This window comes from Actinokineospora diospyrosa, assembly GCF_024171925.1.
Taxonomy (GTDB): Bacteria; Actinomycetota; Actinomycetes; order Mycobacteriales; family Pseudonocardiaceae; genus Actinokineospora; species Actinokineospora diospyrosa.
In genome coordinates, this window is the sequence record NZ_JAMTCO010000006.1 from 1 (window position 1) to 26,872 (window position 26,872).

At 69.3% G+C, this 26,872-nt stretch carries 17 protein-coding genes; 9 read left to right on the forward strand and 8 right to left on the reverse strand.

What is annotated here, in order from left to right:
- Nucleotides 1-821: 821 nt before the first annotated feature.
- From LV75_RS11930 to LV75_RS11945, 4 genes are all read right to left on the reverse strand, one after another.
- Nucleotides 822-1,310, reverse strand: a complete 489-nt coding sequence (locus tag LV75_RS11930; RefSeq protein WP_253886911.1) for an SRPBCC family protein — start codon at nucleotides 1,308-1,310, stop codon at nucleotides 822-824.
- On the reverse strand, nucleotides 1,307-1,654 hold the full coding sequence (locus LV75_RS11935) for a metalloregulator ArsR/SmtB family transcription factor (RefSeq protein WP_253886912.1): 348 nt from the start codon (nucleotides 1,652-1,654) through the stop codon (nucleotides 1,307-1,309). Before LV75_RS11935 ends, LV75_RS11930 begins: the two co-directional genes overlap by 4 nt.
- Before the next feature lie 80 nt (nucleotides 1,655-1,734).
- A complete protein-coding gene (locus LV75_RS11940) occupies nucleotides 1,735-2,514 on the reverse strand; it encodes a peptidase M10A (protein ID WP_253886913.1) in 780 nt (259 codons plus the stop codon).
- 272 nt (nucleotides 2,515-2,786) lie between these two features.
- Nucleotides 2,787-3,524 (reverse strand): GON domain-containing protein, encoded by a 738-nt coding sequence (locus LV75_RS11945; RefSeq protein ID WP_253886914.1) that lies wholly within the window; start codon nucleotides 3,522-3,524, stop codon nucleotides 2,787-2,789.
- Between the two features lie 385 nt (nucleotides 3,525-3,909).
- Between LV75_RS11945 and LV75_RS11950 the strand changes: the two genes are divergently transcribed.
- Complete coding sequence (locus LV75_RS11950) at nucleotides 3,910-5,457, forward strand: fibronectin type III domain-containing protein (RefSeq protein WP_253887283.1); 1,548 nt, start codon at nucleotides 3,910-3,912, stop codon at nucleotides 5,455-5,457.
- Between the two features lie 56 nt (nucleotides 5,458-5,513).
- Here LV75_RS11950 and LV75_RS11955 read toward each other — a convergent pair whose 3' ends face one another.
- Both LV75_RS11955 and LV75_RS11960 read right to left on the reverse strand, forming a co-directional pair.
- Nucleotides 5,514-7,682 (reverse strand): tetratricopeptide repeat protein, encoded by a 2,169-nt coding sequence (locus tag LV75_RS11955; RefSeq protein ID WP_253886915.1) that lies wholly within the window; start codon nucleotides 7,680-7,682, stop codon nucleotides 5,514-5,516.
- Nucleotides 7,683-7,716: 34 nt separating this feature from the next.
- Nucleotides 7,717-8,097 (reverse strand): MarR family winged helix-turn-helix transcriptional regulator, encoded by a 381-nt coding sequence (locus tag LV75_RS11960; RefSeq protein ID WP_253886916.1) that lies wholly within the window; start codon nucleotides 8,095-8,097, stop codon nucleotides 7,717-7,719.
- A gap of 172 nt (nucleotides 8,098-8,269) precedes the next feature.
- On the opposite strand from LV75_RS11960, the gene LV75_RS11965 reads away from it, so the two are divergent.
- Nucleotides 8,270-9,613, forward strand: coding sequence for an MFS transporter (locus tag LV75_RS11965; RefSeq protein WP_372504170.1), 1,344 nt, complete (start codon nucleotides 8,270-8,272; stop codon nucleotides 9,611-9,613).
- A gap of 141 nt (nucleotides 9,614-9,754) precedes the next feature.
- Entirely contained in the window at nucleotides 9,755-11,140 is a 1,386-nt protein-coding gene (locus LV75_RS11970; RefSeq protein ID WP_253886918.1) for a cytochrome P450, read from the forward strand.
- Nucleotides 11,141-12,176: 1,036 nt separating this feature from the next.
- On the opposite strand, the gene LV75_RS11975 is transcribed toward LV75_RS11970, so the two are convergent.
- Nucleotides 12,177-13,331: a winged helix DNA-binding domain-containing protein gene (locus LV75_RS11975; RefSeq protein ID WP_253886919.1), complete on the reverse strand. Its 1,155-nt coding sequence runs from the start codon at nucleotides 13,329-13,331 to the stop codon at nucleotides 12,177-12,179.
- Between the two features lie 100 nt (nucleotides 13,332-13,431).
- On the opposite strand from LV75_RS11975, the gene LV75_RS11980 reads away from it, so the two are divergent.
- The 5 genes from LV75_RS11980 (at nucleotide 13,432) to LV75_RS12000 (ending at nucleotide 21,445) form a co-directional block, all read left to right on the forward strand.
- A complete protein-coding gene (locus LV75_RS11980; protein ID WP_253886920.1) occupies nucleotides 13,432-14,211 on the forward strand; it encodes a CmcJ/NvfI family oxidoreductase in 780 nt (259 codons plus the stop codon).
- 156 nt (nucleotides 14,212-14,367) lie between these two features.
- On the forward strand, nucleotides 14,368-16,377 hold the full coding sequence (locus LV75_RS11985; RefSeq protein ID WP_253886921.1) for a N,N-dimethylformamidase beta subunit family domain-containing protein: 2,010 nt from the start codon (nucleotides 14,368-14,370) through the stop codon (nucleotides 16,375-16,377).
- A 234-nt stretch (nucleotides 16,378-16,611) separates the two neighbouring features.
- Nucleotides 16,612-17,769, forward strand: a complete 1,158-nt coding sequence (locus LV75_RS11990; RefSeq protein ID WP_253886922.1) for an actin cross-linking domain-containing toxin — start codon at nucleotides 16,612-16,614, stop codon at nucleotides 17,767-17,769.
- Nucleotides 17,770-17,892: 123 nt separating this feature from the next.
- Nucleotides 17,893-18,054: a hypothetical protein gene (locus LV75_RS11995; RefSeq protein ID WP_253886923.1), complete on the forward strand. Its 162-nt coding sequence runs from the start codon at nucleotides 17,893-17,895 to the stop codon at nucleotides 18,052-18,054.
- Between the two features lie 79 nt (nucleotides 18,055-18,133).
- A complete protein-coding gene (locus LV75_RS12000; RefSeq protein ID WP_253886924.1) occupies nucleotides 18,134-21,445 on the forward strand; it encodes a signal peptidase I in 3,312 nt (1,103 codons plus the stop codon).
- 45 nt (nucleotides 21,446-21,490) lie between these two features.
- Here LV75_RS12000 and LV75_RS35465 read toward each other — a convergent pair whose 3' ends face one another.
- Nucleotides 21,491-22,624, reverse strand: coding sequence for a toll/interleukin-1 receptor domain-containing protein (locus LV75_RS35465; RefSeq protein ID WP_253886925.1), 1,134 nt, complete (start codon nucleotides 22,622-22,624; stop codon nucleotides 21,491-21,493).
- A 56-nt stretch (nucleotides 22,625-22,680) separates the two neighbouring features.
- Between LV75_RS35465 and LV75_RS12010 the strand changes: the two genes are divergently transcribed.
- Nucleotides 22,681-26,802, forward strand: coding sequence for a CHAT domain-containing protein (locus LV75_RS12010; RefSeq protein WP_253886926.1), 4,122 nt, complete (start codon nucleotides 22,681-22,683; stop codon nucleotides 26,800-26,802).
- Nucleotides 26,803-26,872: the final 70 nt, after the last annotated feature.

The window sequence follows — 26,872 nt, forward strand, 5'->3', positions numbered from 1 at the left end:
CGGTAGGCTGTGTATTTGGGGGCTTTCGGTCAGGTTGATCTTGGCGTGAGCCGTTGCTGGGGGTGCGGGGGAAGGGATGGGGTCGGCCTCGTCGCCTGGCGGCGAGCTCGGCGACCCGGGGTCGGACGCCTCGTTGCCTGGCGGCAACATCGGGCCCGATCCGCGATTTTCGAGCTTTGCTCGATGGGGTGGACCTGTTTTGCGCGGGGCCCCTACGACACCCGACGCAGAACCGCACAGCAGGGGCCGAAAAGCATGGCCCTGCCGCGCGAACAACGCTACGGGTGCCGTCCCCCCACACAAAACAGGTCCACCCCATCGAGCACCTGGCACCAGCGACTCCGACGGCCGCCGGGCTGGGTTGGCAGGGCAGCCGAGAGCGGGCTGGGATGGCACCGGCCGTTCCGAGTGTCCAGGCGCTGAGTAGGTGGGCTGGGGCGGACCTGACGGGGGGCAGGTTGGCACCGCACGGTCCGAGTGTCCAGGGGCTGAGCAGGTTGGCTGAGGCCGACCTGACGGCAGCCGGGCTGGCGCCGTCGGGGTCCGAGTGTCCACGGGCTGGGTTGGAGGGTTGGGGCGGACCTGACGGCAGCTGGGATGGCACCGCTGCTTCCGAGTGTCCAGGGGCTGAGCAGGTGGTTGGGGCGGACCTGATGGGGGCGGGTTGGCACCGCAGGGCCGAATGTTCAGGTGGCCAGGGTTGGAGCGGACCTGGCGGCAGTTGGGACGGCGCCAGCTGGGTCCTCGTGTCCGGGGGCTGGGTAGGGGTCGGTGGAGGTGGCGGTGTCGAGAGTTGGCGAAAGACTCGACTGGGTGTTGGTTCAGTCGATTGGGGTGAGGCCGTCGTAGTAGGGCTTTAGGCGGGGGTAGTAGTCGTCCCAGTTGACTGGGGGGTTGTTTGTGCGGGCGGCTACCAGGAGGTCTAGGTAGTAGTCCCAGCCGGGGCCTACTTCGCCGAGGGTGTTGAGGGTGGTGAGGTGGTGGACCAGGCGCAGCAGGGTTCCGTCTGCGACTTCGGATAGCAGGAGTTCCAGGTGCCAGTTTCCGGCCTCGTCGGACGTGGACAGCCCTAGGCGTCGGTGGGGCTCGCAGACCTCGATCCGGGCGTCGAACCAAGGCTCGCCCTCTTCGAACGCCATCTGCACGCGGATGGTCGAGCCCGGGGCACCTGTGCCCTCCCACCGGCCGAACCAGCGCGCGGTGCGCTCCGGCTCGGTGACGCTCGCCCACACGTCCTCGGGGGTACCCCGGAACGTCCGTCCGAGTACCAGGTCGCCGCCCGTTGCGGTTCGGAACAATTCGCCACTCACGCCGTGTCCTCCGTCCTCCTGGCCTGGCGGTCCCGCCTGGCCCTGCGCACCTCGGTGTCCAGTGCCGCCATGCGCGCCGACCAGGCCGAATCCCGGTCGAAGCCGCGCAACCAGCGGGCCAGGTCGCCGAGCGGCTCGGTCCGCAGCTCGTAGAGCCGCTGCCTGCCCACCACCTCGCTGTGCACCAGGCCCGCGGTCCGCAGCACCCGCAGGTGCCTGCTCACCGCGGGGCGGCTGATCGCGAACCGCCCGGCGATCGACCCGGCTGACAGCCTGCCGTCGCGCAGGAGCAGCAGGATCTCCCGCCGCACCGGGTCCGCGATCGCGCCCGCCACCTCGTTCACGGCGGGAAGTGTAACTGGTGAGTTACGCGTTTGGCCCCCGGGTCCGAGGACGCGGGGGCCAAACGCAGGGGGAGGGGGACTTACTTGGTGGCCAGGGCCTTGAGACCCGCGTAGTCACCGGCGCCGAGCAGGCGGCGGGAGGTGTCGCAGGGGGAGCTGGCCGGGGTCATGGTCTGCGCGGCGTTCTTCGCCTGGTCGACGTGGCCCAGGCCCGCGGTGTGCAGGCGCTCGTGGGTCAGGGTGGTCTCCAGGTCGTACTGGCCGGAGCAGGTCGCGGGCTTGGTGGTGAACCAGGTGTAGGCGACGTTGTCGATCAGGGTGTCGGAGGCCACGACCACGCCGCGGGCGTTGTAGTAGGTGCAGGTGTAGGCGAGGACCTTGCTCGGCAGGGCGCCCCAGCCGGTGACGGACTTGCCGTCGTTGCCGGTGCAGGTGCCGGTCGAGCTGACCTGCGGCTGGACGGTGGTGGTGCCGCCGTAGGTGTAGGTCGAGGTGGTGAGGTTCGCCTGGCCGCAGCGGTTGGTGCCCTTGGCGACGGTGTTCGTCGAGGTGGTGATGGTGGCCAGGGCGGTCGAGGCGATGTTGGCCGGGACGCCCGCGCCGTTGTAGAGCCAGGTCAGCGTGCCGACCTTCCAGGACTTCAGCGCGTAGGTGGAGTCGGTGCAGGAGGTCTCGGCGGCAGCGGCGGCGGTGGCGGAGGTGTTCGCCTCGCCGGTGGGCTCGTCGAAGGTGAACGCCTCGCTGACCACGAACACCTGCTCGCCGGTGGTGGCCGAGGACGAGATCGGCAGCTCCGCCACGACCACCGCGCTGGCGGCGACGACGGTGGCGATGAGAGCGGTGATCCCGTTGCGGCGCATTTGCTTCCCCTTCGGCTCTGGCTTGATGACACAAGATTCAGCCGCAGGGGGAGCGGAACGGGTCGCCGGTCGAGTGTGTTTCGGGTGCAGCGCGTCTGGTCGGTACGGGGATGATTCGGCCCCAGGTCAGGCCGGTTGAGCGGGTCGCAGTGTGAGGCCGGGTACAGCGCTGCGGCCGGGTTCACCAGCGGGGCCGGGTACAGCAGGGGGCCGGGTACAGCGGTGGGGCCCGGTCACCAGGTGACCGGGCCCCACGTCGTCGCTTCAGCGCCTCAGCGCAGGTCGAGGCAGATCTGCGGCCGGAACAGGCCGTCCTTGGCGCAGCTCAGGCCCAGGATGAACTTGGGCCCCTGCGGGTTGTACGGGTTGTAGACCCCGGCCGACGGGGCGTTCCACCCGCAGTACCCGCCGCCGGTGAGGGCCACGACCTGGCCGTCGGAGCTGGGCGTGGCGGTGCCGAACGGGGTGAACCCGCCGGGGGCGAAGGTGCTCGCGACGGTGAAGGCCGTGCCGCGCAGGTCGAGGTTGGCCTGGCCGACGCCCGCCGAGCCGTTGCACGCCATCGCCACGGCGTAGGCCACCGAGGTCACCCGGTCACCGCCGTGGGTGAGGGTGCCCGAGGAGGTGGCGAAGGTGGTGTCGTTGATGTCGACCGTGAGCGTCTTGGGGTCCACCCGCAGCTTGGTGAACGCGGTCCGGACATTCGTGCCCGGTGATGCCCCGCCCGCGGTGTACTGAGAATAGTTCAGCGACGGTCCGGTAAAAGAGAGATTCAGGTACTCGCGTGGATTTCCGGCCATGTCGTGGCAATAAACACCGACCAGGTACCGGTCCGTCGACAGGACGTAGTTGCCGTCCGGGGCCACCGGGACCACCGCGCGCACGGCGGCGCAACTGTCGAGGAGTCCTTGTGTGGCAACGGGTGTGGCGGTCGCAGTGGCGGTGCTCAACCCCATCGCCACGAGGGTGGCCGCGCAGGTCGCCAGGAAACGTTTACCGCTTTTCGTCATGTCCGACTCACATTCTCCCATTCAGCGGTTGGGGCATTTCGGACGCTAGCAGTTAATATCCAGGTAACCCGCTACACGCTCGGGTGGATGTGCGCCCCGGTCGGGTGTACCTGGGTTTGGCCCGCCGCGGACCCGTCGTGTGACCGCCCGCCGGGGCCAGAACTGGGAAAAAGTGGCGATGTGTTGCTCGATGACGGGGAGTCTTGACCGCGCGGTATTGACTTCGCCCGCCGGGAGGCACTTCAATCCGAGCTATGGTCCAGACCAATTTGGGTGCTGGGCCGCAGTCCCACCTCACCCGGGAGGTCCCGTGCGTACCCGACACCGCCTGCTCGCAGGCCTGAGCGCGGCCGTGCTCACCGGCGCGGGCCTAGTGCTCTCGCCGATGACCGCCAACGCCGCCAACCTGTTGTCCAACCCCGGTTTCGAGACCGGGTCGCTGTCCGGCTGGACCTGCTCGGGCAGCACCGGTTCCGTGGTCGCCAGCCCCGTGCACGGCGGGACCAAGGCGCTCGCGGGCGCCGCCAGCGCCAGCGACAACGCCCGCTGCGCGCAGACCGTCACCGTCAAGCCGAGCACCGCCTACACCCTGACCGGTTGGGTGCGCGGCAACTACGTGCACCTCGGGGTCACCGGCGGCACCGCCCGCTGGACCAGCTCCGCCACCGGTTACAGCCTGCTCACCCTCACCTTCACCACCGGGGCGAGCCAGACCAGTGCCGAGGTCTACCTGCACGGGTGGTACGGCCAGGGCACCTACAACGCCGACGACATCAGCCTCGACGGCCCCGGTGGCGGCGGCAACGACACCCAGGCGCCGACCGCGCCTGGCAACCCCCGCGCCACCGGCGTCACCGCGACCAGCGTGTCGCTGAGCTGGGACGCCTCGACCGACAACGTGGGCGTCACCGGCTACGAGGTCGTGCGCGACGGCCAGGTCACCCCCGCGACCGGCACCAGCGCCACCGTCGGCGGGCTCACCGCCAGCACCGCCTACACCTTCACGGTGCGGGCCAAGGACGCCGCGGGCAACACCTCGCCCGCGTCGGTCCCGGTGACCGCCACGACCGGCAAGGACGACGGCCCCGGCCCGGGCCCGCGCTTCATCCAGGCCGCGCCGTACCTCTACCTGGGCTGGGGCAACCCGCCCGCGGCGGCCGACGTCATGCGCGCCACCGGCGTCAAGTGGTTCACCATGGCGTTCATCCTCGCCCAGAACGGCTGCAACCCGACCTGGGACAGCCAGCGCCCGCTCAAGGGCGGCGTCGACGAGAACAACGTCAAGGCGATCCGCGCGGCGGGCGGCGACATCGTCCCGTCGATCGGCGGCTGGAGCGGCAACAAGCTCGGCCCGAACTGCGCCACCGCGGAACTGCTGGCGGGCGCGTACCAGAAGGTGATCGACGCCTACGGCCTCAAGGCGATCGACGTCGACATCGAGAACACCGACGAGTTCGAGAGCGCGGCCGTGCAGGACCGCATCCTGACCGCGCTGAAGATCGTCAAGGCCAACAACCCCGGCCTGCGCACGATCCTCACCTTCCCCACCCTCAACACCGGCCCCAACTCCTGGGGCAACCGGCTCATCGAGCAGGCCAAGGCGCTCAACGCCAACATCGACAACTTCACCATCATGCCGTTCAACTTCGGCGGCGCCGCGGACATGTACGCCGCGACGGTGAACTCGACCACCGGCCTGAAGAACAAGCTCAAGTCCACCTTCGGCTGGACCGACGCCGAGGCGTTCGCGCACGTGGGCATCTCCGGCATGAACAACGCCAGCGACGCGGGGGAGAACACCACCCCGCAGATCTGGACTCGCATCCGCGACTGGTCCAACGCCAACCACATCGGCCGCTTCTCCTTCTGGGCGGTCAACCGCGACCGGCCGAACTGGGAGTTCACCGCCATCACGGCGGGCTTCACCGGCTGAGTTTCCCGTTGACGCTGCTCGGATCCGCCACCCGCGGGTCCGAGCAGCGTCGTCTCTCAGCCCAGATCGCCGGTCTCGGCGAGTTCCCGCCAACGAGCCAGGTTGAGGCGGGTCGAACGGGTGGCGGGGTGGTCGGAGCCTTGTACCCGCACGCGATCAGCGAGCAGTTCCTCGTGCGCGGCCACCGCCGCGGCCGGGTCCCCGGCCTTTCCCCGGAAGTGGGCCAGGTTGCTCCGGGTGGTGAGGGTGTAGGGGTGATCGGGGCCCAGCACCCGCAAGAGATCGGCCAAGAGCTCGGTGGACGCCTGGACCGCCCCGTGCGGATCCCCGGCCTCTCCGCGCCAGCGGGCCAGGCTGCCCCGGGTCATGAGCGTGTCCGGGTGCTCGGGGCCGAGTACGCGCAAGCAGTCGACGAGCAGTTCGCTGTAGGCGCGAACCGCTGTGGCCGCGTCGCCTGCCTCTCCTTGCCACCGCGCCAGGTTGCCGCGGGTGGTGAGGGTGTTGTGGTGGTCGGGCTCGAACACCCGGAGGCGGTCGGCGAGCACCTCGGCGAACGCTTGTGCCGCCCCGGCGGGGTCTCCCGCCTCGCCCCGCCACGTGGCCAGGCTGCTGCGGGTGGCGAGGGTGTGGTTGTGGTCTGGTCCGAGCACCCGCAGGTGATCGGCGAGCAGTTCCGCGAAGGAGTTCGCCGCCTTGGCGGCGTCTCCCGCCATTCCTTGCCAGTAGGCCAGGTTGCCGCGAGTGGTGAGGGTATCGGGGTTGTCGGGTCCGAGTACCCGCAAGCAATCGACGAGCAGGTCGGCGAATGCTCGCGCCGCTTCGGCCGAGTGTCCCGCGGCTCCCTGCCAGCGGGCCGAGTTGTGGCGGGCGGCGAGTGTGCTGGGGTGTTGCGAGCCGAGGTGGCGGGCGGCGCTGGCGCGGAGGACCTCGTGGTAGGCGGTGGCGGCGTCGAGTTGGCCCGCTTCACCGAGACTCCTGCCCGCCCGGAAGAGAACCAGGTGGCCGTCGGACCGCCACAGGTGTGGTCCCGCGTGTGTCGCCAACGTCGCTGTGTTGGCGCGGAGCATCGCCGCGAACCGGGTGTCGCGCTCGATCGTGGGCCAGCTCTCCAGCAGCGCGTCGGCGGCCACGGCGGCGAGTAGGGCTTGGCGGTCATCGGGTAGTTGATCGCGGGTGGCGTGTTGGACCAAGGCGTGCACCCGCACCACGTTCGAGTCGTCGGTGGCGATCAGGTTGAGTCGTTGCAGGCAGCCAAGGGCTCTGGCGGCGGTGTCGGTGGACAGGTGGTCGCAGATCGGTGGGGAAGTGAGTACTGGCAGCGGGATGCCGTTGGGGTCCAATAAGGACAGTAGTTCCAGCATGGGGCGCGCCAAGCCCGCGGGTGCGAGCCGGTCGGCGGCTTCGATGGAGATCGACCACGTGGTGGCCACTGTGTCAGCCCAGTCTTCGGGGAACATCCGTGCCAGGGCTGTGCGTTCATCGCGCCATTTCCGGATGTACGCGTCGCAGGTCATGCCGGGGATCATCTTGATGTAGGCCGAGGCTTGGCCCAGTGCCAGCGGAAGGTGGCCCAGCAGCGAACTCAAGTCCGCCAAGCCTTCGGCGTCACCCAGCACCTCGCGCAGGTACGCCACCGACTCCGCCGCGCTGAACTCGTCCAGTGGCACCAAACGACGCCTCGCGGTCTGCAGCCAGGGCTCGTTGCGGCGGGTGGTCACGACCAGTCGACCGGAGGTGCCGGTGTGCGGCCACAACCCGGTCAGCTCCGCCGGGTCGTCCACGTCGTCGAACACCAGTAGCCACCGCGTGGTCGTGCTCGCGCACCAATCCAGGAACCGGGTCTCGTCCGGCACCGGCTCACCCGTGACGACCTGGCCCAGTTCGGTCAGACCCGCCACGACGGCGGTCCGCTCGGCCGCCGTCACCCACCCGACGAGCTCCACCTCGCCCGCGCGCCAGACCCGCTCCACGTAGTCCGCCGCCGTCTGGGTCTTGCCCACCCCGCCCAGCCCGGACAGCACAACCCCGCCCGCGGTCAGCCCGTCCAGGTCCGGCACCGACCGCCGCTGGAACCCGTTCACCACCTCGGGCACGGCGCGGGACCGGTGCGGCAACGAGGGCCTGCGTGGCGCGGCGGCGAAGTACACGTCGCGGACGGAGGCGGCCTGGACCGCGGTGCCGGAGATGTCGCCCGCCTGGGTGCGCACGTCCCCGAACTCGCTCATGGGCACCAGTTTGGCGTACGCGCTACCCCGGGGGTCAGTCGGCTGTTTCGAGGTGTTCGCCGAGGATCGCCAGGTGGGTGCGGGCGGCGTCGCCGTGCCGGGCGCGGCCCGCGGCGGTGATGTGCACGAACACGCCGCGCCGATCGGCCTCGCAGAGCGCGCGCTCGACCAGCCCCGCGCGCTCGAGGCGCGCGACGGTGCGGGACAGGGCGCTCTGGCTCAGGTACATGGCGGCGGCGAGGTCGAGCATGCGCAGGCTCTCGCACTCGTGCGCGACGAGCCGGTCGAGGGTCTCGAACTCGTTCATGCTGATCCCGTGCGCCTCGCCCAGTTCGCGGTCGAGCCTGCAAGCGATCTCGTTGTAGCGCAGCGTCAACGACCGCCACTGGTCCACGAGGGGCGTCTGCCGGGGCATGGCGGCACCCTATCATGCGCGCACATTTAATGTCAAAGCATCTTATGTAGTGGCATATTATGTTGGCGCATTAGATGCGAGCGCATGTAGTTTCGCCGACGTGTCTCTCACCGAAACGCCCCTGGCGCCCGCCCCGTCGCGCGCCCCCGCCTGGTCCGGCCGGCTCTGGGGGGTGCTGGCCGTGCTCTGCGTCGTGCTGTTCCTCGACGGCATGGACGTGTCGATGGTCGGCGTGGCCCTGCCCTCGATCGGCGCCGAACTGGGCATGTCGGAGTCCTCGCTGCAGTGGCTGGTCAACGGCTACGTGCTCGGCTACGGCGGCCTGCTGCTGCTCGGCGGGCGCACCGCCGACCTGCTCGGCCGCCGCCGGGTCTTCCTCATCGCCCTCGGCGCGTTCGCCGTCGCCTCGCTGGTCGGCGGCCTGGTCGACGACGGCGTGCTGCTCGTGCTCACCCGCTTCACCAAGGGGCTGGCCGCCGCGTTCACCGCGCCGACCGCCATGTCCATCCTCACCACGACCTTCGCCGAGGGCCCCGCCCGCAACCGGGCCCTGTCGATCTTCACCGTGTTCGGCGCGAGCGGGTACTCCTCCGGGCTGATCCTCGGCGGCCTGCTCACCAGCGCGGGCTGGCGCTGGACGTTCCTCACCCCGGTGCCGGTCGCGATCGGCGCGCTGCTGGTCGGCATCAAGCTGATCCCGCGCGACAACGCCCGCGCCGAGGGCGGCCACGACATCTGGGGCGCGGTCACCCTCACCGGCGGCATGCTGCTGGCGGTCTACACCGTCGTCACCGCGCCCGAACGCGGTTGGCTGGCACCGCTGACGCTGGCGTCGGCGGTGGTGGTCGCCGCGCTGCTCACCGCGTTCGTGCTGATCGAGACCCGCATCGCGCACCCGTTGATCCGCCTGGGGATCCTGCGCGTGGGCACCGTCGTGCGGGCCAACCTGAGCGTGGTCGCGCTGATGGGCTCCTACATCAGCTTCCAGTTCATCATGACGATCTACCTGCAGAACGTGCTCGGCTGGTCGCCGATGACGATGGCCCTCGCGCTGTTGCCCGCGGGCATCGTGGTGGTGGTCGGCTCACCGCTGGTGGGCAAGCTCATCGACCGCTACGGCACCGAGCGGCTGATCCTGGCCTCGATGGTGTCGTTGAGCCTGGGGTACGTGTGGTTCCTGGTCACCGCGGGCAGCACGCCGGACTACCCGCTGGCGATCCTGCCCGCGATGCTGCTGCTCGGCGGCGGTTTCGGCTTCGGCTTCAGCGCGATCATGGCCCAGGGCACCGACGGCATCGACGACGCCGAGCAGGGCTTGGCGGCCGGGCTGCTGCAGACCTCGGGGCAGGTCGGCTCCGCGCTGGTCCTCGCCGTGGTGACCGCGGTGCTCGCGGGCTCCGCGACGCCGGTCGACCTCAGCGGTTTCCGCCCCGGCCTGAACTTCGTCACGGCGGTCGCGGTCGCGGGGTTGGTGCTCAACCTCGTCCCGTTGGCCCGCCGCGCGCGCCGGGGGTGAACCGGCGGACCCGGGCCACCTTGGGGGAGGTGGCCCGGGTTCACCGGGTCGGGTGATCGGCCTTGGAAGTTGCTCTTGGTCGCGCCTAGCGTGGTCGCGACTCGACCGACCGCGCGGTCTCCCTCGGACCGAAAGCAGCCCATGGCGAACCCGTTCACCGCGATCCCGTCCGCTCCCGGCGCGTTCCCGCTGGTGGGCCACGCGCCCGGGCTGATGCGCGATCCGTTGGCCTTCCTCGACTCGTTGCCCGCCCACGGCGACCTGGTGCGGGTCCGGCTCGGCCCGCTGCGCGCCGTTGTGGTGTGCACCGCCGAGTTGACCGCGACCGTGCTGCGCGACGACCACGTCTTCGACAAGGGCGGCCCGTTCTGGGACCGGGTCCGCGAGTTCGCGGGCGACGGCCTGTCCTCCTGCCCGCACCACCTCCACCGCCGCCAGCGACGGCTGGTGCAACCGGCCTTCCACCCCAGCCGCCTGCCCGCGTACGCCGCCGTGATGGCCAGGGAAGCGGCCGCGACGATGCAGGCCTGGCAAGACGGTGCGGAGCTGGATGTGTTGCCCCGCATGCTGGACCTGACATCCCGCATCGTCGCGGTGACGATGTTCTCCGACGCCCTGCCGGAAGCCGAGTTCGCCCAAGCCCTCGACGACACCACTGTGCTGATGACCGGCCTCTACCGCCGGATGATGACCCCACCGTTGCTGGACAACATCCCCACCCCCGGCAACCGCGCCTACCGCCGCTCAACGTTGCGACTGCGCGAAACCCTCTACCGCATCGTCGTCGACCGCCGAGCCCTCCGCGCCGACCACGGCGACCTGCTCTCGGCGCTGCTCGCCGCCCAAGACCCGCAGACCAGGGGCGGCTCGACCGACGCGGAACTGACCGACCAGCTGATCACCTTCTTCATCGCGGGCTCCGAGACCGCCGCGAGTTGCCTGTCCTGGACCCTGCACCTGCTGGCCACCCGACCCGACCTGCAGGAGCAGGTGCACGCGGAGGCCGCGCACATCCTGTCCGCCAAGACCGCCGCAGGCGTCGACACCACCACCGGCCGGGTGATCACCGAGTCGCTGCGGATGTGGCCACCGGTCTGGATGTTCACCCGCACCACGACGATGGACACCGAACTGGGCGGCCACCACATCCCCGCCGACACAGCGGTGATCGTCAGCCCACAGCTGATCCACCACCGCGCAGACGTGTACCCGCACCCCGAGGAGTTCGACCCCGACCGCTGGCTGGTCGAACCCACGCCGCGGACACCGTACTTGCCGTTCAGCGCGGGGCCCCGGAAGTGCGTGGGGAACCAGTACGCGTTGACGGAAATCGCTATCGCGCTGGCGACAGTGGTGGGTCGGTGGCGGGTGGAGGCTTTGCCGGAGAGCGGCGTTCGTGTAGCTCCCGCGGCTACGTTGCGGCCGCGGGGATTGCGGTTGCGAGTTGTGGATCGGGGCACGGGGGCATCGCTTCCGGTGCAGCGGCGGGGGAGTGCGGCGCCGGTGGTGGAGCCGAAGGGGCCTTAGGGGCGCGCTGCGTTTGGTTGTTGGTGGCGGGGGTGGATGGTTGTCCACAACGCCTTGAGTGGTCCACAGGCTGTGCTTGCTGCTGCTGGTTTGTTGGGGTTCCTCGGTAGGCTGTGTATTGGGGGCGCTTGTGGCGGATGATCTTGTGCGGGGTGCCGCTGTGGTGGTTGGTTGTCCACAACGGCTTGGGTTGTGCACAGGCTTCGGCTGCTGGTTCCGGATTGTTGGGGTTCCTCGGTAAGCTGTATATCGGGGGCGCTCGTGGCAGATGATCTTTGCGGCCTGGTTGTGGTTGTCCACAACGGTTCTGGTTGTCCACAGGGCGCCGTTCGCTACTGCCGCTGTGTCGGTGCGTCTCGGTAGGCTGTGTATTTGGGGGCTTTCGATCAGGTTGATCTTGGCGTAGGCCGGGGTTGGGGGTGCGGGGCAAGGGATTCGGGCCTCCGCCTTCGGCTCCGGGGGTCGGCCTCGTCGCCTGGCGGCGAGCTCGGCGACCCGGGATCGGACGCCTCGTTGCCTGGCGGCAACATCGGGCCCGATCCGCGACAATGCGGAAAGCTCGATGGGGTGGACCTGTTTTGTGCGGGGCCCCTACGGCACCCGTGGCAGGACCGCAAAGCAGGGGCCGAAAAGCATGGCCCTGTCCGCTACCGACGCTACGGCTGCCGTCCCCCCACACAAAACAGGTCCACCCCATCGAGCAGTTGGCACCAGCGAGTCCGACTGTCCAGGTGCTGGGTTGGCAGGGCAGCCGAGAGTGGGCTGGGTTGGCACCGGCCGTTCCGACTGTCTACGGGTTAGGTAGGTGGGTTGGGGCGGACCTGGCGGGGGCGGGCTGGCACCGCTGGGTCCGAGTGTCCAGGGGCTAAGTAGGTGGGTTGGGGCGGACCTGAAGGGGGTGGGGATGGCACCGCTGGGGTCGGGTGTTCCGTGGTTGATCAGTAGGCCGGTCCTGCCGGGAGTTGGGCTGGCACCCCAGCTTCTGGGTGTCCAGTGGTCAGTGGCGCCTCGGAGTGGATGATGCATCTCCCAGGGATCAGCCCTGGCGTACGGCGGGTGAAACGTAGCCGGTTTCTATGCGGTGGCCGGCTAGCCAGGTTGTGAGTCGGTGGGCTTCGTCGGTTAGGGCGCGGTGGGCTTGTGGTGAGATCTTTTCCAGCAAGCGAATCTCGACCACGCCTGCGCTGTCCTGTATCCAGCAGCCCACTATTCGGCCGTTTACCCAGGCGGTGGTTCCGGCGTTTCCCCGGGTGTCGAACAGTTGTGACCGGTGGGTTCCGAGGTAGAAGTCCCGGCCTCGCCAGCCCATGACCGTTGGGTCCAGTACCGGGAGCAGGGCCACCCACAACCCCGGGTCGGCCACCTCCTCGAGGTCGTCCGGTAGTAGCCACCCCACTTCGCCGCTGTCCAGTGAGACCGTGACCGCGTCGAGGGCCGAGAGTGCCATGCGCACAGCGGCTTTGGTCGAACCCAGCCACCAGACGATGTCGTCTTCTGTTCCTGGGCCGAAGGTTCGCAGCCAGTTGCGGACGAGTTCGCGGTATCCCTCGGCTGCGTCAAGAGGGTCAGGGATGGAGCCCAGCCAGTGGCGCATCAGTGTCCACTTTGGGCGGGAGGTGTTCCAGCGGCCGGTGTTGGTGCCGCGAACGATGTCGGCGGTCGCGCCCAGGTGGGTGAGCACCCGTGAGGCCGACCACGTCTCGCTTCCCGCTACTTTGACGTCGATCAGCGGGATTGCTCGGCGGATTTCCAGGGCTGTGCGGCCATCGGGGAGGTCGGCCAGGTGGGCGAGGACTTCGGCGCGTGCTTGGTCGAGCCAGGCGTTGCCGTCGGGGGTGAGGCCGGTGGCGACTACGTCTTTGGCCATTCGGGCGCGTTCGGTGCCTGCAACTCTGGCTGATGCGCTGGACCAAGCCGCCGGGAGCAAAGCGCGGGGGAACACGAAAAGGGTGCGGCGCATGGCTAGTTGTTTGATGAGGGTGCGGTCGGTGTGCAGGGCGCGGTCCACGTCGGCGATGTGCATCTCGGGCATGCGGGCCCAGCAGGAGAGGTAGACGGTCGCGGGTTCGGTGGCGTGCAGCACCGTCATCGCGGTGGTGACGGCTTCCGGGGTGCTCACCCGCGAGGTCGGGGTGAGGGCGTGGCGGTGGGCCAGGCGGGCGCGGCGGTGGTCGTCGGAGACGTGCTGCATGGGGTCATCGTGGCAGGTCGGGTGGGGTTGGACCGACTAAGGGAGGTTGTCGCGGCGGGGTGGGGCGCGTAGAGAGGGAGGGGACGATCGGGGGTTCGGCATGACAACGGCGACTGTGCGCTACCTCGCGCCTGCCTGGCGGCACACCGACGAGATCCCGGTCATCGCCGATTGGGCGACGATGGCCGCCAACACCGAGGCGCACCCGGTCCAGGTGCACAACGCCCGTGACGCCGAGTGCGACGTGGAAACCACCGGGTTCCAACGGATCGCGCACACCACGGCGACCGACTTCCGCGACCGGTTCGCCGTCGAGCGCGGCTACCTGTCCGAAGTGGCCGGTCTGGTCCAGCGGCACACCGGCGCCGACCGCGTCGTCGCCACCCATCACTTCATCCGCTGGGGCGACCCGGAGGACTTCGAGGCGGGCTACGCCGGATTCCTCCACGGGGACAAGCCGCTCATCGACCCGGCGGGCTACTCCTGGGACCGCGTCGACCGGCTCGGCCTCGCCATCGACCGCGACCAGGGCTGGGACTTCGCCTGGTACAACACGTGGCAGCCCGTAGACCGGCCCGCGATCCGCAACCCGCTCACCTTCATCGACGCGGGCACCGTCACCCCCGACGACCTCCGCCTCTACAGCTACGACGGCGCGGGTGAGCGGAACCTGGAAACCGTGCCCCTGCGCGCCCAGGCCCACCGCTTCTACTACTTCCCCGACCTCGACACCGACGAACTGGTCCTGTTCAAGCAGCTCGAGACCAGACCGGGGCGCACCCCCACCTGCCTGCACTCGGCGATCGACGCGCCGGTCCCGGCCGAGACCCCGTTGCGGCGCAGCATCGAGGTCCGCTGGATGTGCGTGTTCGCCGCATAAGTCTGGAATATCCGGTGCGCGATTGCTCCGGGAGTGCAGACGGAAGGAGTCTTGGGATAGGTCATTCGGGTGACCCACTAACGGACGCTGATCCGTTGGAGTGATCACGCTGGGTATGCCTTGTGGCGGCTGATGGCCAGGTGTCACAGTGCTGCGATGGGGTTCACCTGCGTTGTTCCCGGCGGCGACGGGGTTCTGTATGCGGTCACCGATACGGGTGACCTGCTGTTCTACCGCGATCTGGACCGAACCGGCACGCCCCGTTGGGCCAACGGGGGAGTCGGCAAGCTGATCGGGACCGGCTGGGGTCGGTTCACGAAGATCATCAACGGTGGCGACGGCGTCCTCTACGGCATCACCGAGGACGGTGGCCTCTGGTTCTACCGCGACCTCGCGCGCGACGGCACGGCGCAGTGGGCCAACGGGGGGGCCGGGCGGCAGGTCGCGACCGCGTGGCAGGGGTTCCGCGACGTCGTGGGCGGTGGCGGCGGGATCATCTACGCGCTCACCGAGGCGGGCGATGTCCTGATCTACCGGGACGCCGACCGGACCGGTGGTGTGTCGTGGTCGTTGACCGGGCAGCGGATCCGGACGGGCTGGGGCACCGTCCGCAGGCTGATCGACGGCGGCGACGGGGTCGTCTACGGGCTCGCCAACACCGGCGCGCTGCTGTTCTTCCGCGACCAGTTCCGCGACGGCACGCCCGCTGTGGACCGGGGCGGTCTTGGCAACACCATCGGGCAGGGGTGGTCCAACTTCGCCCTGGCCGTGGGTGGCGGCAACGGGGTGATCTACGCGATCACCCCCGACGGCTTCCTGCTGTTCTACCGGGACCTGGCCCGTGATGGCAGCATGCAATGGGCCAACAACGGCATCGGGAGCTCGATCGGCGCGGGCTGGCTGCTCACCGGGGCCGCGCTCACCACCCAGGGCTACCCGAGGCCGCTGTCGGTCGCGCCGGGGGACCGGGTGCAGTTCCACGTCTCCAGCCGCGTCGACTACGACGTGACCTACCTGCGGCTCGGGCAGGGTGACGGCAAAGTGGTCGGCGAGCTGAAAGCCGTGCGCGGCCAGGTGCAGACGCCGCGCGCGGACGCTTGGGGCGACGGGTGCGGTTGGCAGTCGTCGTTCTCTCTCACGGTGCCAACGAGTTGGACGTCCGGTATCTATTCCGCACGCTGCCGAGGTGCCTCCGGTGTGGACAGTCACCTCGTCTTCGTGGTCCGCCCGCGCACGGCCCGCACAGGTCGGGTGGCGGTGCTGGCGAGCACGAACACGTGGAACGCCTACAACGACTGGGGCGGTCGCTCCAAGTACACGACCCCGCCCGGGCCGCGGCTCAGCGCGGAGCGCCCCAACCCGTGGACCTCCCCGGTGGACGACGGCGAGCTGAACCACCTCACGCGGGCCGAGCTGTGGGTGACCGCGTGGCTGGAGTCCGCGGGTTACCCGCTGGACTTCTACTCCGACGCCGACTTCCACCGCGGGATTCCCGATTTCGCCAAGTACCCGGCGCTGGTGCTCAACACGCACCCGGAGTACTGGACCACCACCATGCTCGACCGCCTCATCGCCTACATCGCCGACGGCGGCAGCGTTCTGTACCTCGGCGGCAACGGCGTCTTCGAGGCCGTGACCCTCGACGCCACCGGCACCACCATGACCGTTCTCGGTGGCAACGCAAGCAATCCGCGACAGCAGACCTACTTGCGCAACCTGAACCCGCCGCGCTCCGAACGCGCGGTCCTCGGCGTGGGGTACCGGTTCGACAACTACATGACCTTCGCCCCGTACGAGGTGCTCGAACCGGCGCACCGGGCGCTGCGCGGAACCGGTCTCGCCCGGGGCGCCCGCATCGGCCTGACCGGCCACAACGGACCGGCGAGCGGCTGGGAGATGGACACCGCGATCCCCGGGACCGCCCCCGACGGCGTCATGGTGTTCGCCGCCTCCCAAGCCGACGACCGCGGCACCCCGCCGAGCGGCACCGTCGTCCTGGCGCGCGGGACCAACCCGGGGTACGGCGCGGACATGACGTTCCGGGACACCCCCGCGGGCGGCATCGTGTTCAGCGCGGGCTCCCTGAGCTTCGGCGGCAGCCTCGCCGTCGACCCGGCGCTGCAACGGATCGTCCGCAACGTCCTGGACGAGAGCCTCGGCCGTTGACCTCGCCCGAGCTCGTCAGTGGCAACGACCCGGAGGAGGTCGTTCGGATCGGGTGCCCGGTCCGCCGCGCACCTGGTTCCCCGCCCATTGCGGGGTGCCGGTCGCCGCGTTGAGTGGCGATTGTTCAGCGGGCTCCGGCGTCCATTCGAGTGATCAACTACTCGGGGCCGACATGCCCGGAGCCCGCCGTGCGATCGGGAAGGTGCCGTACCCCTTTCACCCGTGGAGCACCCCATGACCTCATCGCTGTCGACCGGCTCGCGCCCGTCCCCATTGGACTACCGGACCTCGTTCGCGGGCCCCTCGGTCGGCACCGAGCAGGAGTTCCTCGGCGTCCGCCTCGGCAAGGCGCGGTTGGGGGGTTCGCTGATCGCGGAGGTCGTCAGCGACGGGGCCCTGTTGGTGCAGATCACCACCGACATCGGGGGTGGGGAGGACGCGCCGGAGGGGTACCTGGGGTACACGATGGAGATCAAGACGAGTCCGACCGAGGTGGGGGACGAGGACGGGTGGGGGTTGCGGACCACCGCGATCCGGTCGGTCCTCGCGGCGATCGCGGAGCTGGTGAAGTCCGGTTCGGACACGCGGTCGCTCACCAGCGGCAAGCTCGACGACTTCGACCTGGTTGTCCACAATGCCGAGCACGTGTTCTACAAGACGGACTCCTGGTCGAGCGGGGTCACCAGCAGCAGTAGGCACGCCACCTACGGCCTGCCCTTCGCCGACCTGGGCACCACCGCCCCCGGCGCGCAGCTGGTCCAGAAAGCCCACTGGTACCGGGACTGGTCTGAGGAGTTCGACCTCATCACCGGCACCTGGGTGGCCCGCGACCGCGCCCTCGCCACCTACAACTACCTGCGCTCGGTTCTCATCCAGCTCGCCGAGCTCACCACTAGGTACTCCTTGGCTGTGCACAACCTCGGCGAGCTCAAGGGCAACACCGGCAACCTCTATGACAGCCCCGTCAAGAACGCCTGGGGCACCTTGCCCAGGACCGCACCCCTCTTGGCGATCGGTCTCTTGCCGGAAGGCGACCGTGAGCGCGTGAAGACTGCCTTGCGCGCTCGTCCCGGCTCGGTCACGGACACCCAGGTATGGACCGCGGTGGTCTGGCACATCTTCCAGAGCCTGACCCTGGCGGGACACACACCCGCGCAACCCACCTACGCCACCAGCAAGCCAGGCACCCTCTTCGAGTTCCGCTCCGGCATCCCCGTCGCCTTTAAGCACGCGTTCGTCCTCATTGAGGGCGAGGCCGGTGGCTTCGCTGGTGAGGTCCAAGAGGCCAAGACCAAGAAGCCGGTCGACGACGACCTGCAGTCCAAGATCAAGGCCCTGCGCCCGCCGGGCTCGGACGACTCCGACGACGAGGAGGAGGAGTCCTCCGACTGAGCCGACACGCCGTCGGCGCACCCGGTCCGCACTCGGTTCGCACCCGGCGCCCGCCTCGTGTTGCCCCGGTCACGTCCGAACTTGTCGGGTGTTGGTATAGCCGGATGGAGACGGGGTGACCTGATGCGGACGACAAAGAGGCGACTTTCCTTCACCTCTGCCGTGCTGATCGTGCTGGGACTGGTCACCAGCGCGCTCCTCGTCCTGGTGAGCGCCACCGAGGCGACCCCGGTCGAGGTCCACACCACCAGCGTCGGCCTCGGCCGGGAAGTGCCGCACCCCTGACGGGCTCCGTCGTGGGTGAGGTGGTGGCGGTGGCGGGATGAGGCCGGGCGCGCGTCGACGGTGGGGCTGGGTGCGGTCCGTGCCCGGGTTCCTCGCGGGCTCGGTGCTCTCGAGCCTGTTCTGGCTGGTCGCCTGGTGCGTGCTGCCCGCGGTCCTGTCCTGGCACTCCTACGTCGTGCTGTCCGGGTCGATGGCCCCGGCGATCCGCACCGGCGACGTGGTCGTGGTCGGCGACCTGCTCACCGACCACCCCGTGCCCGGCGCCGTCGTCGCGTTCGACGACCCCGCGCACCAGGGCAAGGTCCTGATGCACCGGGTCATCAAGGTCAACGACGACGCCACCCTGGTCACCAAGGGCGACGCCAACGCCGACGCCGACAGCACCCCGGTCACCGTCGAGGCGGTGCACGGCCAGGGGCGCCTGCGGGTGCCGTGGGTCGGCCTGCCAGCGCACTGGGCGCGGGTGGGGGACTGGATCTCCCTCGGCGGGGCCGTGCTGGTCCTGGTCGGGCTCGCCGCGCTCGCGTGGTGGCGGCCCGGCCAGCAACCACCCCGGCGACCACCCCCGAGCGGACCTCGACACGCGGCGGGCCCTGGCCGGACCAGGCGCCGAGTCGTGACCGTCGCGGCTGTGGGCATGCTGCTGTTCGTTTCGACGAACGGCGGCTTTGCTGGTTGGACTGCCTCTTCGACTACCTCGGGCAACGCGCTGGGGTCGTCCGCGACGTTCCCCACGTACTCCGCGTCCGTCACCGGTGATAGCCCGCAGCTTTATCACCGCTCTGAGGAGGCGGCGTCCTCTTCGGCTACCAGCACCGCGGCAGACTCCTCGACCAACAACAGGCCGGGGCAGTTCAACATGCCCACCAATGGTCCCTTCACCCACTGGCGCTTTGACGAGGGCGGTGGCCTCAATGCCGGTGACTCCTCCGGCGGGGTCAACACCGGTGCATTGACTAACGGGCCAACGTGGTCGACCGGGGTCATGGGCGCTGCTGTGACGATGGACGGCGTCAACGACAGGGTCGTCAGCGCGAACAGTTCGGTCGCGACGGACACCAGCTTCACTGCCTCGATGTGGGTGAAGACGACCTCTGCGAGCGGAACCGCAGTCGCCTTCACCCAGCAAGGCAGCAACACCGGCGCCTGGTACCTGTATCAGCAGGGCGGCAAGTGGCGTTTCGGCATGCCCCGAAGCGATGCCTCTAGCGGTACCGAGGACTACGCCCAGTCGACGACGTCCACCGCCGCAAGCACCTGGGTCCACCTTGTCGGCGTCTACGACGACCCGGGCAACGCCATCCGGCTCTACGTGAACGGCTCCCTAGAGACCTCCACGACCCGCGCCGACGCCTACGAGTGGAAAGCGACCGGCTCGCTGGTCGCGGGCGGCATCTACCGAGGCGGCAGTTGGCTCTACCCGTGGTCCGGTCAGCTCGACGACGCCCGGGTCTACCAGCGTGCTCTTGGCGCAAGCGAGATCAGCGGGATCTATGACGCTGCCACCGCCCCGAATGCCCAGTACAACCTGGAGCAGTCAGGCACATCTGCCACTGACAGCGGCCCTTACGGCTACAACGGCACTCTCCAGAACGGCGCCACCTGGAACACCACCGGTCGCACGGGACGGTCGCTCACCCTCGACGGCGTCGACGACTACGTCAGCGCCTCCACCTTCACCGTGCGCACCGACACCAGCTTCACTGCGGCGGCGTGGGTCTACATCAGCAGCGCGGGTGGGGTCGACCGGACTCTGCTCGCCAAGGACGGCACGAACGTCAACTCCTTCGCGTTGTCCTACATCCCGGCCACGACGAAGTACGCCTTCACCATGCCCGCCTCCGACTCGACCGGCGCGGCCACGGTCCGCGTGTCCTCCAGTTCGAGTGCCATCTCCAACGCGTGGACCTACGTCGTCGGGGTGTGGGACGCGGTCAACGGGCAGATGAAGATCTACCTCAACGGCACCCTGGAGGGCACGACCAGCCGCGGCGGTGGCTGGAACGGCACCGGGCAGCTGTCGATCGGCCGCGGCTTCAGCGGCGGCGCGGGCGTGCAGTACTGGCCCGGCCGCGTCGACGAGGTGCAGCTCTACAACCGTGTGCTGACCGCCGCCGAGATCGATGACATCTACACGCGGCCCAGCCTGGACTGGCAATACGACGACAACCTCGCTGTGACCGTGTCCGACTCTTCCGGCAACGGCAACTCCGGCGCCTTGAACAACGTGCAGTGGTCCGACACCTCGGTCTCGGGCACGTCAGGCTACTTCGACGGCTCTAGCAGCTGGACGGTCAGCCAGGCGGCATCACTGCGCACCGACGAGAGCTTTACCGTGTCCGGGTGGGCCTACCTGACCACGCCCAACGGCGACCGCAGCATCGTCGCCCAGCAGGGCAGCGTCGGTAGCGGCTACCTGCTGGGTGCTGACATTGCCTCGACGCGGTGGTGCTTCCGCATCCCCCGCACCGACACCAGTTCCCCCACCTACGACGCGGTCTATAGCCAGGCCATCGCTCAGCAGAACGGCTGGTACCACATCGTCGGTGTGTATCAGGCTGGATCAGAGATCTTGCGCCTGTACGTCAACGGTGTGTTGCAGAACAGCACCACGCGCGGTGGCACCCCGTGGAACGCCACTGGCACTGTCCAGGTTGGACGCGCACTTCGCAGCAGCTCACAGATGGACTACTTCTTCGGCTACCTCGACAAGGTTCGGACGATCCAGGCCGCTCTGTCGACCGCTCAAGTGCAGGACCTCTACAGCGAGGGCTCGCCGCCGCCACCCACCTTGCCGGTAGCCGGTGCACTGTCCCCGATGACGGCAGGGCAGCCGGGCGCGCTTCAGGGGACTCAGCAGGGGCAGACCTCTAGCACCGCGGTCGCGTTCAACGGCACTGCCAACGCCGCCAACCTAACGAGCTTCAGCAACCCGTCGACGTTCACGACGGAAGCTTGGTTCAGGACGGCGAGTCCGTGGGGTGGCCTGATCACCGGCTTCTACAGCACGGTCAGCGCGAGCAGCACGAGCCGCGACCGCGTCGTCTACCTCGACAGCACCGGCAAGCTCGTGTTCGCGGTCAACCCGTCCACGATCAAGTCGATCAGCTCCACCTCGTCCTACAACGACGGGGCCTGGCACCACGTGGCCGCCAGCCTCGGCGCGGCGGGAATGAAGCTCTACGTCGACGGCAACCTGGTCGCCCAGGACGCGACCACCACGACCGCCCAGAACTTCACCGGCTACTGGCGCTGGGGCGGTGGCGGGTTGCCCAGCTACCCCAACCGCCCGCTGAGCGACTACCTCGTCGGCACCATCGACGAGGTCGCCGTCTTCGGCAGCCAGCTCACCGACGCCCAGGTCCGTCGTCACTACCACGCTAACCACTGACCGGTAGCGGTTTAGCCGAGGCATCGACACACGTCGTGGTGGAGGTCAGGCATCGCCTATAGGGGGAAGCGGGCGCACGTAAGGCGGCTGCGCAGTCAAGATGCGCAATAGGTCCTCAGTACCCGCGACAGTGAAGTCGGAGATGATGAAATGGTCCACCGTGTGCGGCTGCAGGAACACGGGGATCTCCTCGATGCTGCGGCCGGGCAGCACGACCGGCAGGATCCTTGTCCGGTTCACCGAGCGCCTGGCGTGCAAGGCCTCCCGGAGTAGCCCCATCTCCGACTGCAACCCGCGGTTGACCTCATCGCTGACCTCACCCTCGCCCGCTGCCTTACACGCCGGGGAGGCCACTACAAGGATGAAGTCGGCGGCTTTGATCTGGCCGATCGCCCACAGGTACCAGTCTCGCGAGACCTCTAGGTCCCAGCGGTCCATGTGCACGTCCAGCCCGCGGGACACGAGGAACTCCGCCAGCGCGACCACCTTCGAGATGTGCTCGTGGTCCTCGTGCGCGTACGACACGAACACGCGCGGCGAAACCGTCGGCGCGGCGAGCGCGGGCGCCTCGACTTGCGCCACAGGGATTCCAGGAGCCAGGTCGAGGTCGAAGGTGTGCGGGCGCGTGGCGGGCGCGTACCCGAACGTCTCCTCCGGCGGGAGGTCGTAGCGGGCCGACGCGGTCACCGGCACGTGGGTGGCGTCCTGCGGGGTCAGCAGGACGATCCACGCGGCGTGCGAGCCGGGCCGCGGATCCCGGTGCCGCCACCGGATCTCCCGACCGCCGATGCCGAAGACCTGCACCGTCGAGGAGACCTCAGGCAGGTGGACGCCGGTGTTCGCCTCGACCAGCGATAAGTGCTGGTCGACGGCGTAGGTGCGTCCCGGGCCGGGAGACGAGGAAGCGCGCGGCACGGCGTCCACGACCACGGCGTCCGCGCCGAAGTCGAACCCGACCTCCAGCCACGGCGGCACCGGCACGTCGGGGGCCAGCCACAGGTCGAAGTTGATTTTCACGACGTGCGCCGCGCGGCCGGGGAACCGCGTGGGCGCCACCGGGTGGACCTGCCAGCCGCCGAGCCGGACGGCGCCGATCTCCACCGCCGCGGGCGCCGTGGAGACGTGCCGGGTGGCGGCGTTGACCAGGACGAGGTCGACGCCGGTGCTGTCGGTGGTCACGGATCTCCCCTCGTTCGACCGGAGAATAGCGCGCCGCCATCGGGCATCCTGGTGGTGTGAGCGACGCCAGGGATCTGGACGCGGTGATCGACGAACTCGATCGGCGGGTCGGCGACTTCGGCCGCGACAGCGACCCAGCCACGGTGCTGGACGAGGCGGGCAGCGAGCTCCTCGCGCATGCCTGGGAGCTTGCCCGCAGCACCGAGATCAGCGCATGGACCGCTTTCGTCCTCGCGCGTTTCCACTGGTGTCGCTACATCGCCCTGCCCGACGGCCACGACCAGCGCGACTTCTCCGTCGCCGTGGAGTTGTTCACCGAACTCCGGCGGATCGACCCCGACGCCGTGCCGCCGCCGATCCTCGACCTGCTGCGCAGCATGGAGGACGACCCGGGGTCGGCGTACAACGACAGCGGTGCCCGGCTCTACGGCCTGTTCGAGGAAACCGGCGACGGGGCCGCGCTCGACGACGCGATCACCATGTTCACCAAAGCGCTGGCCGCGTGCCCGGCCGACGCTCCTAACCGCGGCTGGTACCTGTCCAACGCGTCGGGCGCGCACCTCAGCCGGTTCGACGTGGCAGGCGACCCTGCCGACCTCGATACCGCCATCGGGTTCGGCGCCCAAGCCGCCGCAGCGCCTGGTGCGGATGAGAACCGTGCTGCGGCGATGAGCAACTACGCCATAGCCCTGCGGACACGTCACGAAGTCGCTGGTGCGCTGGAAGACCTAGAGGCTGCGATCGATGCGATAAGAGCAGCGATCGGCGCCCTCCCAGCCGGGCACCCGCACGTTAACGGGTACCTGTCGAGCCTCGCGACCACGCTGCGGACCCGATTCGAGCGCAGCCACCAACGCGCCGACATCGACGAAGCCCTTGCCACGGCTCAACGAGCACTCGACACTGCGCCACCTGACGATGCCGAGCGGCCCTCTTACCTCAGCAGCCTCTCCAACTGCGGCTTCACCCGCTACGACTGGTACCGAGATGTGGCCGACCTGGACCTTGCGATCGCTGCGGGGCGAGCGGCGGTCCAGCAGACACCTATAGGCGCTCCCGAGCGACTTAAGTATCTGTCGAACCTGGGCAACGCGCTTCGCGAGCAGTACGTGCGCACTGGCTCCCTCGACGACCTCACCGCAGGTATCGCCGCCGCACGTGAGGCTGTCGCGGAAGCTCCGCCGCGCCACTCCAGCCGCTCAGCCATGTTGTCGAACCTCGCCGGACTATTGCGTACCAAAGCGGCACGCACCGGCACTGTCACCGACATCGACGAAGCCGTGGCGGCGGCACGAGAGGCAGCGGAAGCCGAACCAGGTGGGCCGAACAGGCCAACGGTGTTCGCCACCTACGCCGCGGCGCTCCTCCTCCGCTTCGAACGAGTCGGCGATCCAGCGGACCTCGATGCCGCCATCGTCGCCGCTACCACGGCCGTCGAGACCGAGTACGTCGACGACCGCGGGTCCAGGCTGTCCGAGCTGTCTTCGGCACTCCTGCAGCGGTACGTCACCCGAGGCGATAGAGCCGATCTCGACGCGGCGGTCCAGACAGGGCGAGACGCCGTCACCGCCGCAAGCGGCACGCCAGATCTAGCCCGCCTCTTGTCTAACCTTGCCTACACACTGCGCCTGCGTGCGGAGGTCACCGACGACACGAGCGACCTCGACGACGCTGTCACCGCCGGCCAAGCAGCCGTCGACTCCATGCCTCCTGGCCAGCAAGGTCGTGCCGGATTCCTCGTGAACCTGTCGTCCGCGTTAGCGGCGCGGTTCCTTCGCACAGGCAGAACTACCGACCTCCACGCCGCCGTCGGCCGGTCGCGAGAAGCACTCACCCAACTCCCAGACGACCACGCCGACGTGCCCGGGCTGCTGAACCTTCTCGGCCTGGTCCTGTCTCTACGCTTCGAGCGCACCGGGCGGCTCGCCGACGTCGACGAAGCCGTAGTTCTCGCCCGCCGCGCGGTCGCCATGACTCCCGGCGACCATCCCGAGCGATCTTCGCACCTAGGCAATCTCGCCGCCGTCTTACGAGTCCGATTCCGCCGCACCGCAGTCCTTGCTGACCTCGACGAAGCTGTGGAGGTCGGACGCGCGGCAGTAGCGGCTATGCCGGAGGCGCATTCAGCACGAGGTGGGTACCTATCCAACCTCGGCATCGCACTACGCAGCCGCTTCGAAGCTCGCGAGGACCCCGCCGATCTCGAGGCAGCGATAGAGGCTTCCTCACAGGCCGTTGAGCTCACCGAGGCCGGGGCGAACCGCGCGCAGTACTTGTCCAACCTCTCCGGGGTGCTGCTAAGCGCGTTCGAGTACAACCCTGAGGCACTGGAATACATCGACGCGATGGTCGCAGCTGCCGCTGAAGCTGTCGACACAGCGCCAGCCGACCACGTGGAGCGCGGCCGCTACCTGGCCAACCTCGGCAACGCACTCATCACCCGCGGCAAGCCCGACGACCTCGCCAGGGCGGTAGAGGTAACGGCGGCCGCAGTCCGCGTGACCCCTGTCGACGACCCGGACCACGTCGGCTTCCTCTTCGCAGCGGGTCACGCCCGGCACACCGCCAACCCAACCACCGGGATTCCCGAAGAGTGGCGTACCGCGGCACGCAGTCCTATAGGAGCGCCAGACATCCGCCTCCGCGCCGCGTGGATATGGGGAGACACCGCCGCAAGCCTCGGTGACCCTGCCGACGCCGCAGAGGCGTTCGCCCTCGCTGTCTCGCTGCTGCCCGTGCTGGCTTGGCGCGGCCTCGACCAGTCGGCCCGTGAACGGCACCTCTGGCACTGGTCCGGGCTGGCGAGCGACGCCTGCGCGCTGGCCCTGCGCGCGGGCGACCCACGCCGTGCGGTCGAGGTGCTGGAGCAGGGTCGCTCGGTCACCTGGAACCAGGTCACGCAGACCCGCGCCGACCTGACCGCGGCGCGCGCGGCCGCGCCTGCGCTCGTCGACCGGCTCGACGAACTGCGCGCCGCGCTGGACGCCCCGGAACCGCTCCCGGAACTGGCCGTGCTCGACCGCGAGCGGCTGGCCCAGGCCCGCCGCCGCCTCGCCGAGGAGTGGGACGAGGTCGTCGACCGGGTCCGCGCCCTCGACGGCTTCGCCTCGTTCCTGGCCGCCGAACCCTACGAGGACCTCGCCGCGCAGGCGGCCGCCGGTCCGGTGGTGATCGTCAACCTCAGCCGTCACGGGTGCGCCGCGATCGTGGTGACCCACGACGAACCCGTCGTGGTCGACCTGCCCGACCTGTCCCACGCCGCCGCCGTCGAGCGGGCGAACCTGCTGCTGCGGACCCGGGGCGCGGCGGAGGACGACCGGACCTTCGCGAACCTCCGAGCCGCCCACAAAGCGCTTCTTGACGTTCTGGCCTGGACCTACGACACGATCGTCGAACCGGTCCTCGCCCGGTGCGGGGCACCCCGCCTCTGGTGGTGCCCGACGGGTCCGCTCACCATGCTGCCGCTGCACGCCGCGGGCCACTACACGCCGGAACGGACCGTGTCCGCCCTCGACGACGTTGTGTCGTCCTACCTGCCCACTATCAGCACCCTGCGCCGAGCCCGCGCCGAGCCGTCCTCGGCTGAGGCCCGCGCCCTCGTGGTGGACCAGTCGAGCGCCAGGCACGGACTGCCCCCGCTGCCCTTCGCCGCCGCGGAGACCGGCCGGGTCCGTGCGCACCTGCCCGTGGGCACCACGCTCACCGCCGACGCCGCGACCGCTGACGCCGTTCTCGCCGCCCTCGCCACCCACCCCTGGGCCCACCTCAGCTGCCACGGCGCCCAACACCCGATCGAACCCGCGACGAGCGCGCTCTACCTCTACGACCGCCCGCTGAGCGTCGTCGAGATCGCCCGCCACCGCTTCCCCGCTGGCCAGTTGGCCTACCTGTCCGCCTGCGAGACCTCCACCGGTGGCGTCCGCGTCCTCGACGAGGCGATGCACCTGTCCGCCGCCTTCCAGGTCGCGGGCTTCCGGCACGTCATCGCCACCCTCTGGACCATCCCCGACGACCTCTCGATGACCCTGGCCGCCGACGTCTACAGCGCGCTCACCGCCGGGGGAGTGCCGGACGCCGACCGGTCCGCCCGCGCCCTGCGCGACGCGGTCCAACGGCTGCGCGCCCAGTTCCCCCACGCTCCGCTGTCGTGGGCTTCCTTTGTGCACAGTGGACCATAGTCGCTGAAGATCCTCAAAGGATTCGAGCTTGTCCACAGAAGACTCGTGGTTAGACTGCGGCCGTGGACAA